General features: G+C 43.2%; 10 protein-coding genes. 1 reads left to right on the forward strand and 9 read right to left on the reverse strand.

Annotated features, from left to right (window positions below; all coding sequences use genetic code 11):
* Positions 1-141: 141 nt before the first annotated feature.
* Entirely contained in the window at positions 142-2727 is a 2586-nt protein-coding gene (locus tag QUA34_RS23795; protein WP_333389509.1) for a PAS domain S-box protein, read from the forward strand.
* A gap of 93 nt (positions 2728-2820) precedes the next feature.
* On the opposite strand, the gene QUA34_RS23800 is transcribed toward QUA34_RS23795, so the two are convergent.
* The 9 genes from QUA34_RS23800 to QUA34_RS23840 form a co-directional block, all read right to left on the reverse strand.
* Positions 2821-3282 carry a VOC family protein gene (locus QUA34_RS23800; RefSeq protein ID WP_333325004.1) on the reverse strand — a complete coding sequence of 154 codons (462 nt, stop codon included), beginning with the start codon at positions 3280-3282 and terminating at the stop codon, positions 2821-2823.
* Positions 3283-3777: 495 nt separating this feature from the next.
* The gene (locus QUA34_RS23805) at positions 3778-4263 is read right to left on the reverse strand and encodes a glutathione peroxidase (protein ID WP_333081401.1); all 486 of its coding nucleotides are present in this window, start codon (positions 4261-4263) and stop codon (positions 3778-3780) included.
* Positions 4264-4655: 392 nt separating this feature from the next.
* Positions 4656-5549, reverse strand: coding sequence for a DUF2382 domain-containing protein (locus QUA34_RS23810; RefSeq protein ID WP_333389512.1), 894 nt, complete (start codon positions 5547-5549; stop codon positions 4656-4658).
* Positions 5550-5769: 220 nt separating this feature from the next.
* Positions 5770-6630 carry a DUF2382 domain-containing protein gene (locus tag QUA34_RS23815; RefSeq protein ID WP_333325001.1) on the reverse strand — a complete coding sequence of 287 codons (861 nt, stop codon included), beginning with the start codon at positions 6628-6630 and terminating at the stop codon, positions 5770-5772.
* Positions 6631-7026: 396 nt separating this feature from the next.
* Positions 7027-7542, reverse strand: coding sequence for a DUF1499 domain-containing protein (locus QUA34_RS23820; RefSeq protein WP_333389514.1), 516 nt, complete (start codon positions 7540-7542; stop codon positions 7027-7029).
* Positions 7543-7755: 213 nt separating this feature from the next.
* On the reverse strand, positions 7756-9414 hold the full coding sequence (locus QUA34_RS23825) for an adenylate/guanylate cyclase domain-containing protein (RefSeq protein WP_333389516.1): 1659 nt from the start codon (positions 9412-9414) through the stop codon (positions 7756-7758).
* Positions 9389-11947, reverse strand: a complete 2559-nt coding sequence (locus tag QUA34_RS23830) for a response regulator (protein WP_333389518.1) — start codon at positions 11945-11947, stop codon at positions 9389-9391. Before QUA34_RS23830 ends, QUA34_RS23825 begins: the two co-directional genes overlap by 26 nt.
* Positions 11944-12336 (reverse strand): response regulator, encoded by a 393-nt coding sequence (locus tag QUA34_RS23835; protein ID WP_333081395.1) that lies wholly within the window; start codon positions 12334-12336, stop codon positions 11944-11946. Before QUA34_RS23835 ends, QUA34_RS23830 begins: the two co-directional genes overlap by 4 nt.
* Before the next feature lie 380 nt (positions 12337-12716).
* The gene (locus QUA34_RS23840; protein WP_333324992.1) at positions 12717-14141 is read right to left on the reverse strand and encodes a response regulator; all 1425 of its coding nucleotides are present in this window, start codon (positions 14139-14141) and stop codon (positions 12717-12719) included.
* Positions 14142-14147: the final 6 nt, after the last annotated feature.

Here is a 14147-nt window from a genome sequence, read left to right on the forward strand (position 1 = left end):
GCAGGTTTTTTTCCATAATTGTAATATTCCGCCCAGAATGTCACACTTGTCAATACCCTCTGACCTGAATCCTTACACTTATTCATAGCCTAAACTGCCAAAAAGCGATATACTGGCAGCAAACTTTCTCCTGCAATATCCGTGAAGTATTTGCTCGATCGCTGCCTCCACTTTGTATGGACAGACCGACCAATTCGCCAGCGGGGAACAATCATCGTTGCTATCCCCATTATTTTTCTGTTTGCTTCCCTGCTAGCAATTGCAGCCCTCCGAGAGATTACCATACAGATAAGAGAGCGAGGAGATACTAATAGGGCAATACTTCAGGAAACTAACCGCTTGTTAACCCTTGTGGTGGATGCGGAAACGGGCATTCGAGGTTACGGCTTGACGAAGCGCCCCGCATTTCTCTCACCCTACTTAGAAGCCAAGAAGAGTTTGCCTCCGCTGCTGGCTAAACTCAAGGTTATGGTTCAAGAAAACAAACTGCAAGCTCAGCGATTTGAAGAGATAAAAAAAAGTACCGAACAGCATATAAATTTCTTGCAAAACACTTTGAATAAGCTCGACAGTTCGGCAACAAGCTTGCAGTCGCCGGAAATAATTGAGGTGTTCACTCAAGGCAAATTGAGGAGGGATAACCTGCGTGCAAAAATTAATGTGTTTGCTAATGCCGGCGAAGCCTACCAGAAAGCTCTAGATGAGCAAAGACGGGGTTTGATAGATTTCACTAATTTTGTGCAAGTTGCTGGTTTGCTTTTCGGCTGTTTGGGCGCCGGGGCTTCGTGGTATTTATTTGATGCTTTAGAGAAGGAGTTGAGGAAGCGGGAAGCAGGCTTGGAAGAAAGTAAAAGTCGCATTCAAGCTGTTGTAGACAATGCGGCTGACGGGATTATCACTTTGGACGCAGGGGGAAATATTGAGTCTTTTAATAAGGCAGCAGAAAAGATTTTTGGCGAGAAAGCCGATCGAATAATTGGCTCTAACCTGCGGCGACTGATAGCTCAACCGCAGCCGTACAGCAGCGTGGGGGATTATTCGGTCGAATATTTTGTGTTACATCCAGATACTACGCTGAAGACTTACCAGCAAGAAACAGTTGGAATTCGCCACGACGGAACTAAGTTTCCGATGGAATTAGCTATCAGCGAAATGCGTCTGGCAAATCAACATTTGTTTATTGCAATTTGCCGCGATTCCAGAGGACGAAAACAAGCCGAGGAAACTCTGCGAAAGCAAGCGCAAATGCTGAATTTGGCAAATGATACGATCGCGGTACTAGACTTGAATGGGGCAATTTCTTATTGGAATTTGGGGGCGAAGTGGCTTTACGGGTGGCGGAAGTCGCAAGCAATAGGAAAAAATATTCACAAGCTTTTACAAACAGAATGGACCCAACCTTTTGAGGTAATTCAAAAAGTATTCTTCGAGAAGGGTTCTTGGCAAGGAGAACTCGTGCGAACTAAGAAAGACGGGACAAAAATAACGGTGGCAAGCCGATGGACTTTGCAGTACGACGATCAAGATCAACCGGTTGCTATTTTGGAAATCAGCAACGATATTAGCGATCGCAAACGCTCAGAAATTGCTTTAGCCCAAAGCGCCCAGCGGTTTCGCGCTACTTTTGAGCAGGCGGCAGTCGGCATGGTTCAAGCGAGTGTGGAAGGCAAATTTCTGTTAGTCAATCAAAAAATTTGCGAAATTTTGGGCTACAGCCGCCAAGAATTGGTGGAGAAAAAATTTCAGGATATTACTTGGCCTGGAGATTTGGCAAGTGAACTGGAACTTGTGCGCCAATTGTTAGCAGGAGAAATTGAAAATTTCTCTCTGGAAAAGCGCTACATCCGCAAAGACGGAGAGTTGGTGTGGGCAAACTTGACGGTTTCGCTGCTGCGAGAACAAAATGGCACTCAATTTCTGATGAGTGTGGTTGAAGATATTAGGGATCGCAAACAAGCGCAGGAATCGCTGCGGTTGCGCGCTCAAGAATTGAGGTTAACAGCCCAAAATCTGGCTCAAACGACGAATGTTTTAAGAAAGCGGAATCAAGAATTAGACCAGTTTGCTTATGTAGTTTCTCACGATTTGAAAGCGCCACTCAGGGCGATCGCAAATCTCAGCAGTTGGATAGAAGAAGACCTCAGCGAGTCGATGACAGAGGATACTCTGCACCAAATGAACCTACTGCGTGGCAGAGTTCACAGGATGGAAGGTTTGATTGAGGGACTGCTGCAATATTCCCGCGTCGGACGAATTCAAGTGCCTTCAGAAATGGTAAAAGTTGAGAATTTATTAGCCGAAATAATTGATTCGTTGGCGCCACCCTCTGGATTTGAGGTGAAAGTTGAACCGGGAATGCCAACTTTTGTGACAGAAATATTGCTGTTGCAACAGGTTTTTTCTAATTTAATTAGCAACGCAATTAAGCACAACCGATCTGAATCGGGTCACGTAAAAATCTCGGTTAAAGAGTTAGATGATTTTTACGAGTTTTCTGTAGAGGATGACGGGCCGGGAATTGATCCTCAATATCACGATAAAGTTTTTGTAATTTTTCAGACCTTGGAAGCTCGCGATAAAGTAGAAAATACTGGGATTGGTTTGTCGCTGGTGAAAAAAATTGTCGAAGGTCAAGGGGGCAGTATTTCCATAGAATCTGCCGAAGGTGAGGGAGCTACTTTTCGGTTTACTTGGCCGAAGCAACCTATTAGCCAAGACGGAACATAAAACAACTCTAAAGGTAGGATGTTTACGGATTACCGCAATCCAAAGAGTAAATGTAGGCTGCAGACGGACTACAGAGAACCCGATAGCGAGTGTTTAAACTGGATCACAACGGATTTCGATGATAAATCCATCAGGATCGTAAAAGTAAATGCCGCGTCCTGTAGCGCGAGTGACGGGGCCGCTGTCGATCGCAATTTGATTAGACTTTAGCACTTCCAGAGCGCGATCGAACAAAGCCGGATCGATGTCGAAGGCTAAGTGGTTGGCGCGGGTAAAAGCTTTCTCCGGGTCTGAATTTGGCGGTTCCAAGTCTGGCTGCCAAAATAAGTCAATAACAGTGCCGTCTGGGGTAACGAAATTAGCGACTTTACCAGCGGCTACCATTTCTGTTAAAGTTGCGGGAATTTCTGCGCCTGTTAGTTCGTGCAGGCCGAGAATTGTACCGTAGAAGTGGCGGGAAGCTTTCATGTCGCGCACGTTTAAAGCGATATGGTGAACGCGGCGCAAATTCCCCGGCGCGAGGGCAATTTTGACGTTGTTTTCGGTAGTTTGCATGATTGTCATCAATTGCGAATGTTCAAATTGAAAGCAGTTTGATTTATTCAGATGGTCTGCTGTAAAATAAGCATTTTCAGTGGGTAGTCAGGAGTGGAACCCTCCGATTTCTATGAGGACTGAAGTCCTCACTACCAACACTTTTATTCGGGTCGTGCGATCGCACATACTATCCATTAGTATTATTTTTCTTTAGGAAACGATGCCATGCCTACAAATAGCATGGCCAGACCACCTGCCAGAATTGCGAAGGCAAGTACACCTACAACTAAATCTAATCCCGATGTATTTTCCATTAAATTAAACCGTTCTCCAATTAAATACAATCATCGGTATTTGTTTATGGTTTAGTGCTTGCACACAAGGGGGAAGAGCAGAAGAAAAAAAATAGCTTTCAACTTATTGGAAAAAAAGCCTATTAATTTCTTCCGTCTTCCCTAAACATCCATCCGTTAAATCAGTTAAATCCTGTACACTGCTTAGTTGCCGAACTTCTTATTTCGCCAATTCTCGATCGATAGCAGCGATTAGTTCGGGCGAATCGGGGCCAACACTGCTGCGGAATCTGGCCACCACTTCACCCTGTTTGCTAACTAAGAATTTCTCAAAATTCCACGAAACCTCACCCTTGGGATCGACTGCATTCGTAAGCTTAGCGTATAGCGGGTGCTGTTGAGTACCTTTAGCGCGTACTTTGTCAAATAATTCAAAGGTTACGCCGTACTTGGTAGTACAGAAATTGACGATTTCTGGATTACTTCCGGGTTCTTGACCTCCGAAGTCGTTGCAGGGAAATCCTAAAACACGGAGTCCAGCCTCGCTGTACTTCTTGCTCAATTCTTCGAGCCCTTTGTATTGAGGTGTATAGCCACATTTCGAGGCTACATTAACTATCAAGAGTACCTGGCCAGCGTACTCTCCTAGCTGCTTGTCTTCGCCTGCGATCGTTTTTACTTTAATGTCGGAGATTGTGCTTGGCATTTTCAAATACTTTTAAATTTTACCACCACAATTTTACCCCAAGTCGGTACAATTTTGTCTAGATGCCGATCACTAAAAATTTCAATATCCTGGTCGGGGCGGGCTGACGGGTATCGCGCTTATATTATAGATATGGGTGAACCCGCCCCTACCAAAATTACGGTTAATTTACCCAAGACGATATTAGTAGATGGCTGTGAAATTTTCCCACAGCATCTATAACAATCCTTGCATCATTTGTGAATTTCTTACTCCCTCCCCTTGAGAAGGGGAGGGCTGGGGTGGGGTAAAAAGTTTACGACTCCGGCAAGGATTACTATATCCCCCCAGTCAGCTATTAGATTTAAGTTTCTTGCTAATAGCTAAAATCTACACCGAAAAGCACGAATGTTTTAACTCTCTGAGTGGTGTTCCGTCATCCATTTTTGGTAAGTATCCTCAAGTTGCTTGTCTTCGAGAACGAGTTCGAGGCGGACTTTGACGCAACCGTGGCGGGGTTGAGATGCGATCGAATTTAAGATCCTGCTAGCTTTCTGCACAGAGGTAAATTCCGCCTTAACTGTCGGTTCATGGCGATCGCTCTTAATCTCCGTCAAATCTATACCGGTGATGTTTCCCTCGCCTAAATCTATTTCGGCCAACACCTTCGGATCGTCGCCGACTTGTTCGACAATCAGCTTTTCCCACTGGATGGGTACTTGTACCATCCGAGTTTCAATTTCTTTACGCACTATGACTTCGCCGACTTTGCGCTTGCTGCGATTGATCACCAATCGTTCTTCTAGCAGGCGAATTACTTCTTGATCGACAATATCGAAGTTGTCCTCATCCTCATCTGTCTCCAAATTGGGATCTGTGAGATCGGCATCTGTTATATTTGACATATCTGTTGAGGGATTGGTTAACTCACTGTTGCTAAATTCACTATGCGTTTCAGAGGCATTTTCTAAATACGGATGCGCGCCGTTTGCCGACACTACCGGCAGCATATCTACTTGATCCGAATTAATAGTTACGAACAGTGACTTTTGGTGATAATCGACTTTTTTGAGCAGCTTAATACTTAATAAAAAAGTGCGGGTATTTTCGCTACCTAACCCGGTCACCACAAAATTTAACTGACCGTTAGCATCAAAATAGACATCTTTAACTTTGCCGACCAAGTGACCTTGGTTGTCTTTGACGGTAAAACTTTTTAGCTTAGTTCTGACTTTTTCAGGAACCCGGTTGAGACCGGTTATTGATTTAGCAGTTGCTATCTTTTCTGCTGATGCTTGACCGTTCATTTTTTAAACTTTCCTGCTTAGGGATTTTTATTATGAATTGGTAAGGGGAAATTGGTAAAGGCGGGGAAAGTGCATAAACGTTGCCACAACTAGACAAGTTTTGTACCCCCCCGCCGCTCACATAGGAATTGTGCGATCGCTACCAATCCAATCAAACCTGCGCGGTGACAGAATTATGTCATTAAGGCGCAATTCCTATGCAATAGCTGTTGCGGTTGGTTTAGATCTTTTGATTTGTATTATCTACAACCGCAGTTCCATCAGTCTTAACGTCTAATTCTTCACGACGCAAGGTTTCTTCGCCCTCAACCGTGCTGCGAACAACTTCTTTTCTGATGTTGACTTCTTCGCGCACGAAAGCTTCCTTGTGGATGTCGGCAGTTTCTTCGTAGACTTCCATGCGTGCAACTTCCCCTGATTGGAAGTCAGCCTCACCGACTGAAACTACTCGACCCGCTTCTACCGGGGTTACTCGATCGATTACAACTCGTTCTTTTTCAATGGGTACTGAAGCTCGCGCTGTTTCAGTTTCCACGCGCTTGCCAACTGCTACTTCGCCTGTTTTTGCGCGGTGTTTGTTGGCAATCAAGCGTTCTTCATAAAGCTTGAGATTTTGGTGCTGCTGTTCGTTGGTTTCGTAGAGAGGGCGGTCGATATCGTAGTTGTAGCTGCTGCGATCGTAGCTAGCAGGAGTTGCAGTGCTTGCAGCGGCAGTTTCTTGATTGCGGTAGACGCCTCTTACCTGTTCTTCGCGATCGTAATCTACTGCTTCTAATTCATTGTAAGCCGGCAATTGTTCTGCTTGAGCTTTGTTGCGAAGGCCTGTGGCGTGGACGCGACGGGCTCCGTAGTCGAAGCGGGCCGAGCCGATTGGCAACAATACTTTTTTGCCAAAAATCCAAATACCGGTATCAATTACCAGATAGCGGAAACGACCAGTGTCATCAACCAAAGCGTCATAAACCGTGCCTACTTTTTCATCAGAGTCGCCAGCATAAACATCAAATCCCTTGATGTCGTCTCCAGCAAAAATCTCTTCCTGATAGTTAGGATAAAATTCTGCTAATCTTTGAAGTGCCATGTGTTTTTTCCTCTTTGCTCTACTTAAATTAATAGTAGAAATTAATTCGCTAACTTCCCTCTCCCTAAAGTCAGAAGTGTATAATTTAGGTTGTTTAATACTATAGGAATACTACGGCATCTCTGCTTCTGTGCTAGCGCGCTCAGCTATTTTAAAGATTGTAAAACTATACAATCGTCAATCTTATAACAAGTATTAAAAGTCAAAGCCATCCGTAGGAACAGGGCATTGCTGTGTCCTACTCCCCCCTGCCGGAGACTCCTTTGTGGTGTGCCTACTGTTAATAATTGTTAACTATGTGGTGACAAATCAACATTACCTAGTATAGTAATAGACAAAAATTAAAGTCCCTCATCTTGCAGGAGAGGGGCTTCGGGAAAGTTAGAAATTTTCAGTTCAGAGTTGATTGAATTGAGTTCTGATAGCTTCTATCCGACTGCGGTTAACTCCCATATCCGACTGTCCCAGACGGGAAGCCGATCGCACATGGATGACTTTTGCTGCATCATCTACCAAAAATTCAACGTCATCAACAAACCCCATCAAAGCACTGGTAAACTCCGCATAGAGGTAATTATCAGTTGCCGTGATAATTTTAGTTTTTCCATAGGACTCGATTACCCCTTTGAGCTTTACCATCGCTTCACTCTGGGACGAAGTGTATGCCAAAGGCTCAATTTTGTGTTCGGCATCTTGACTGAAGCTGCTGACGCAGTTGGGGGAACTCGGGCACGCTGCGAGTTTTCCTGACTGAATCCCGATATTGGCAGGTCTGGTTCCAGCAAACATTGTTTTTTCTCCGGGTATAGCGATAAAAGTAGCGATCGACAGTACCGCTACTGCTAGCAGTGATATTAAAATAACTAGGACTCTTTTCAACGCTGTCGGCGATTTTGTTTCAACTGTTTGCAAAGGATTAGCCCTCCAGAAAGTGCAAGTTGGATATAATACCAAATCCGGCTTAAATACCCCCTTTATTTCTTAGTCTGCGTGGGCGAAGCCTGCGCGTCAGCGCTTAGGCAGACTTCGTTTGTATAGTAGCGGTTTCAACCGCCGAATCATAAAGGGTATGGCAAACCCAGATTTGGTCTACTTTTCATATTAATTGAAATTGACCTCTAAAATTTAAAAAGATTTTTTTTGTTCTTCAATTAACCAGTAAGTCAGCATTCTTCCTTTACCTTTAACCGGGATATGACCCCGTTCTTCCAAAACAAACTGCTCTTTCAAACGCTCATAAGTCGCAGCCGTCACTTGAATTTTACCCGGCAATCCGTTCGACTCCATGCGTGAAGCAACATTAACAGTATCACCCCACAAATCATAGCTAAATTTACTAATCCCAATAATTCCAGCCACCACCGAACCGCTGTGAATTCCGAGTCGCAATTGAAAATTTTCTCCCATTTTGGCATTAAACCTCCTCAAAGCTGCCTGCATCTCCAAAGCTAAAAGTGCGATCGCCTCAGAGTGATCCTCCCGTGGCGTCGGCAAACCCCCAACCACCATGTAAGCATCCCCAATCGTCTTAATCTTTTCCAACCCGTGCAATTCAGACAACCTATCGAACTCCGAGAAAATCCCGTTCAAAATTTCTACCAACTGCGTCGGACTTTTGTGAGCCGAAAACTCTGTAAAACCCACCAAATCAGCAAACAAGACGCTCACATCATCAAAATGATCTGCTATCAACTTTTGCTCTTTTTGTAAGCGATCTGCAATAGGTTTCGGTAAAATATTGAGAAGCAATTTCTCGGTTTGTTCTTGCTGCACTTTCAGCGCTGCTTCAGCTTGTTTCCGCTGAATCAGTGAACCTAGCTGCGTAGCAACCGCACTCACTAATTCCAACAGGCGCGGCTGACATTTCAGGACTTTTTCCCGATAGAAAATTAAAATAGCTAACACTTGGTTGTCCGCCAAAATGGGCACCCCAAAAGCCGCTTTTAATCCCACACTAACCGCAATTTCCGCGCGTAAAAAAACTTGTTCAGGTGCAGTAGACACATCATCGATCCATTCAGACTGCTGCGACTGCCAAATCCTACCTGGGAGTCCCACACCGGGAGCAAAAATCAACTGCCAACTTGTTTGTCGGAATTCGGCAAAACTGGAGTCGCTGACGTACCTGCCTGTAGCGCATTTTAAAAAGCCCTCACTGCAAGGAATCCAAGCTTCGCCCAGATTCCATTCAATAGTTTGGCAAATTAAACCTAAAATCACATCTATAGCCGACTCAAAATCCTCAGATTTACTAATAGCTTGAGTTGCCTGCAGCAGCAATCTTGTTTCCATTTCCACCTGGTGGCGTTCAGCTATTTCCTGGTGCAACTGGATATTTTGAGCAGTCAATTTTTGATTTTTTTCTTGCAATTGCATTTGCAATGAACGCACAGTAAGTTGATTGCTCACTCGCGCCAATACTTCTTTCACCTGAAAAGGTTTGGTGATATAATCGGCTCCGCCAACTTCAAAAGCTTTTGCTTTATTTATTCCTTCTTCTAGCGCGCTGAGAAAAATGATGGGAATTTCCCTAAATTGCGCTTGTGCTTTTAATTTTTTACATAGTTCGTAGCCGTCAATATCAGGCATCATAATATCAAGCAAAATCAAATCGGGGGGGCTAGATTGAATTGCATCTAACGCCGAAAAACCATTAGTAACAGGTCGAACCTTATAGCCATTTTTTTGCAATATTCTAATCAACAAACGCAGATTATCTGGCGTATCGTCAACTACTAAAATATCTGCTTGATAGTTTTCAGTTTGTTCCGCCTTCATCTGCATTATCTGATTCCTCCGCCTCGGCAATTAAATTGAGAATTTTCTGGTAATCAAAATTATCGAGATGACCCTGGAGGATTTCCGCCAATTCAGGATGAGGCTCCCTTATTTCGTCGATTGTCCTGACAATTAAGTCAAAATCAGCACTGCGGATTACCTGCTTTATGTTGTCTATCCATTCTGCGGGAAGTGTAGGTAAATAAGCAAGCGCAGCATTAGGGAGGGAGCCAGATAAATTATTGCGATCGCCTATTGAGATAAAATCCCTTGAGTTAGAGTAGAGATACTTAACCCCCAAATGTTTGGTCAGGGTATCAAATATATCTGTTTTGCGGAAAGGTTTGCTAATAAAATCGTCGCAGCCGACCAGTAAAGCAAACGCTTGCCTTCCTTCAATTGTACTAGCTGTCAAAGCAATAATCTTCGGAATCGGGGAGTCGGGATGGGAAATATTCATTTCCCCCTCTTGCTCTCTCTGCTTGATTCTAGCCTTAATTTGTTTAGTAGCTTCGTAGCCGTCCATCACTGGCATTCGCACATCCATCAAAATTAAATGCGGATGCCAATTTTCCCACATTTCTATTGCTTCCTGACCGTTGGTGGCTTGTTCCACCGCGAAACCCAAAGGAGAAAGCATTTTGACTAAAAGTTGGCGGTTGTCTTCGCGATCGTCCACAATTAAAATCCGGTAGCACGGTTGATTGGGTTCCAACCCACTAACTTCGCGGTTAAGTTCCGGATCGGGAATCTCACCAACATTAACTGCACTGACTGGAATTTCAAATTTAAAAGTAGTGCCTACTTCCAGTTGACTTTCTACGACAATTTCTCCTCCCATCAGGCGGACAAATTGACGGCTGATTTTCAATCCTAAACCCGTGCCTTTCTGAATTTTTTTACCGGAAGCTGTTTGCACAAAAGCCTTAAAAATATTTCCCAATTCTTCAGTAGCAATGCCAACTCCTGTATCTTCAATTTCAAAGAGAAGGAAAAAAATAGGCACAGTTGAATCCTCAGCCTCATCCCTCAATTCTACTCTGGCTAAGTTAGTGCTATTAATCGCAAATTCCCGAATGCTTCTTGTGGTATCAAAGCAAGCTGTAGGACTATCCAATAAATCCATAAATCCCGATTTCTCTAACTTTATAACTCTTAAGATGATTTCGCCTGTTTGGGTAAACTTAATCGCATTACTCAGAAGATTAATCAGCACTTGCCGCAGTTTAATATCATCGGTTCGCACGTACTGAGGAACGTCAGAATCGCGATCGAAACGCAACTGCAATTCTTGAGTTTGTGCCCGCAGTTGAAACATATCTTGCAAATCGTCAAGCAAGCGGTAGAGATCGAAGTTTTTCGGGTTTAGCGTCATCCGCCCCGCTTCGATTTTTGACAAGTCTAAGACTTCATTGATCAAGGTCAGCAAATGTTCGCCACTACGGCGAATAATTCTCATATTTTCTCGGTTTTCGACAGTCAGATCCGGGCTGGGTTCCATGATTTGTGCAAAGCCGAGTATAGAATTGAGAGGGGTGCGTAACTCGTGGCTCATATTGGCCAGAAACGTGCTTTTAGCTTTGTTTGCCGCTTCAGCAGCTAAGACGGCTTGTTGCAGTTGTTCTGTGCGTTCGTCAATTTGGGCTTCTAAGGTGTGGTGGTAATCTGCTAGTATTTTTTCGGCTTGTTTGCGATCGCTAATATCTTGAAAAGCTGCGATCGCATAAACAATATTTCCGCTAGCGTCAAAAATCGGCGTGGTATTGATCTCGATCGCAATTCTTTTGCCACCTTGACGAATTTCTACATCGTCAACCTTGACAGATTCTCCTTTGAGTGCGCGCAAAATTGGCAGATTATTCGGCGGATAAAGCTCATCACTATTGGCAACATAAAGTTGATAAGTGGCAGCTAATTGTTCCGCAGTGCTTTCCGGGATAGTGTCTGCACCCAGCAAATCCCGCGCTGTCTGGTTGAAATAGGCGATCGAGCCATCGGGATGATAAACAGATACCCCCACTGGTAAAGCTTCTAAAAATTGACTCAGGCGGCTTTCACTCGCAGACAGCGCCTCATTTGCTAGCTTTAACTCCTCGTTTACTTCTTGCCGCTTATGAATTTCATCTGTTAATTTTTGGTCTTGCAAGTAACTGTGAACTGCTTCTACTACCGTTAATTTTAAGTCTTCGTTTTGCCAAGGTTTAGGAAGATAACGGTACAATTTAGCATACTTGATAGCATTACTCAGTGCTTCCAAATCTGCTTGCCCAGTTAGCATAATAGTCAGCGTGTCCGGCGAGCTTTCGTGAATTCTTCTGAGCAGTTCATCCCCTTTAATATCCGGCATGATATAATCGGAAAGCACCAAAGCAATCTCGTATTCATCTGCCTGCAAATCAGCCAGCAACTCTAAAGCATCAGCCCCCCCTTCAGCGGTTTCAATTATACACCGATCGCCGATCGCCTTTTTCAGTTCAATCTTTAAACTGTTCAAAACATCAGGTTCATCATCAATACAAACAATCACAGGTTTTTTCATAACTTAGCCAGCCCAGATTTTATCGTCTCTATTAAGTCTTTGCTTTGCCAGGGTTTGTACAAACAACAGTATAAATCTGCTTCTTCTACTGCCCGCTGAACAGCCGCTGCATCCGCTTGTCCAGTCAACATCACTTTAATGATTTTAGGATATTTTTGGTGAACTTTAATTAAAAGTTCGTCACCTTTAATTCCCGGCATCAGCCAATCAGAAACAACCACAATCACCTGAGCTTTTTCTTGAAAGTCCTCCAGTAAATCTAAAGCTTCATCACCACTTTCAGCTAATTCATAAAAGTAATCATTTTTAAATTCCTTCTTTAGCTGAATCTTGAGAGTATTCAAAATATCGGGTTCATCATCAACGCAAAGAATTATAGGCTTATTCATCTTTTCCTCTCTGCTTAAATTTTAGTAGGTTTACCGACATGACTTGCTTTTACATTGCTTTTACATTATTGATTTCGGGGAAGGATGCAGGATATCTGTCCCCTATCTTATTTTAATAGGACTTCCGAAGATTAACCCGGTTTCTTGTAATAAATCTTGTATTTGTCAGCGAGACAGCAACGAGTATCAATCGATTTTAGATTTTAGATTTTAGATTTTAGAATTGAAGCATTGACCTCACGGATAAATTCGGGGGGCAAGTTTCATCGGATACAGGTTTTTTATTTCTGGGTCCTGAGTCTGCGAAGGAATGAATCCGGGGGCTGGCATCCTGGATGCTTTCGGTCAGAGGGAATCTGCCCCCTACAGGTAAGTTTTGTTTAATAAATTGGCAGCGAGACTGTAAAAGTTGTCTGCCCCGGTACAGAATCTACAGCGATTGTGCCTTCGTGTTTTTCCACAATTTTTCTCACAATATCCAATCCCAAACCGCTACCTTCGCCCGCAGATTTAGTCGTAAAAAACGGCTGAAAAATTTTGGTAATAACTTCTGAGGGAATACCTTTGCCGTTATCAGTAAACTTGAGGAAAATATTTGCCTCTTGCTGCCGAGTTTCAATTGTCAAAATACCTTTATAATCCATTGCTTGCAGGGCATTATGAACGAGATTAGTCCAAACTTGATTTAAGTCATCGGGATAGCACATAATTTGGGGTAAATCTCCATAGTTTTTAACTACTTCTATACCGTGTTTTAGCTGATTTTGATAAAGGGTTAATACGGTTTCAATGCCATCATGCAAGTTCGCCTGGACTTTTTCTGGTTTGCTATCAAAATGAGCGTAGGTTTTTAAGGCAAATACTACTTTTCCCGACTTCGCTGTCGCTCTTTGTATCAGACTAATACTTTTTTTAAAGCTCGCAAACTGGTAAGCACTATTTAAAACTACTTCCCAATCCGGCGATTTAAAAAGTGGCAAGAACTCTTCTATATTTTCGTAGATTTCCATGTCAACTAAAGTATCCGCAATTTCCTCGGAGTTTTCCACAGCTTCTGCCATCAAATCCGCCGCCAACTGCTGTTTAAATTTACGTTTTTCTCTGCTTGTGAATAAAACTTCTTGATGGGTTGTTCTGTACAGTAAAGCTAAAAAATAAGCTTTGCTTTCCTCAGAAAGTTGTTGATAAATTTCAGGAAATTTTTCTAAAAACTCGTCAGAAAAATTAGCTATATTATTAATAGATGAACCTATAATTCCCAGGGGGGTATTGATTTCGTGAGCAATGCCGGCAATCAGTTGTCCCAGGGCTGCCATTTTTTCCGATTGAATCAAATGCTCTTGGGTGGCTTGCAGTTCCTGCAGCGCCGCTGCTAAATCTTGATTTTTTTCTTGCAAAGTTTGTTGCAGTGAACAAATTTTTAAATGAGTTTCTATCCGGGCTAAAACTTCTTCAACCTGAAACGGTTTAGTAATAAAGTCAACTCCGCCCACTGCAAAAGCTTTAACTTTATCCAGCACGTCATTGATCGCACTAATAAAAATAACAGGAATGTTTTTGGTAATTTCAGAATCTTTGAGTTGCTGACAAACTTGATAGCCGTCCATTTCCGGCATCATAATATCCAGCAGCACTAGATCCGGGGGTATTTTTTGAGATGCAGACAATGCTAGCTTGCCATTGGGTACGGGGCGAACTTGATAGCCTTTTTCGCTCAAAATTCCTGCCAGCAACCGCAGGTTTTCTGGCGTATCGTCCACTACTAAAATATTAGCTCGATTGGTTTTAGGTGAAGTTGAATTCATCGGGTA

The organism is Microcoleus sp. POL10_C6, assembly GCF_036701585.1.
Classification (GTDB): domain Bacteria; phylum Cyanobacteriota; class Cyanobacteriia; order Cyanobacteriales; family Microcoleaceae; genus Microcoleus.

Bases quoted from the DNA above. Each gene is read 5' to 3' on its own strand.
- QUA34_RS23800 (WP_333325004.1), bottom strand. From the start codon at position 3,282: ATGCAAACTACCGAAAACAACGTCAAAATTGCCCTCGCGCCGGGGAAT.
- QUA34_RS23805 (WP_333081401.1), bottom strand. From the start codon at position 4,263: ATGCCAAGCACAATCTCCGACATTAAAGTAAAAACGATCGCAGGCGAA.
- QUA34_RS23810 (WP_333389512.1), bottom strand. From the start codon at position 5,549: ATGAACGGTCAAGCATCAGCAGAAAAGATAGCAACTGCTAAATCAATA.
- QUA34_RS23815 (WP_333325001.1), bottom strand. From the start codon at position 6,630: ATGGCACTTCAAAGATTAGCAGAATTTTATCCTAACTATCAGGAAGAG.
- QUA34_RS23825 (WP_333389516.1), bottom strand. From the start codon at position 9,414: ATGCAGATGAAGGCGGAACAAACTGAAAACTATCAAGCAGATATTTTA.
- QUA34_RS23830 (WP_333389518.1), bottom strand. From the start codon at position 11,947: ATGAAAAAACCTGTGATTGTTTGTATTGATGATGAACCTGATGTTTTG.
- QUA34_RS23835 (WP_333081395.1), bottom strand. From the start codon at position 12,336: ATGAATAAGCCTATAATTCTTTGCGTTGATGATGAACCCGATATTTTG.
- QUA34_RS23840 (WP_333324992.1), bottom strand. From the start codon at position 14,141: ATGAATTCAACTTCACCTAAAACCAATCGAGCTAATATTTTAGTAGTG.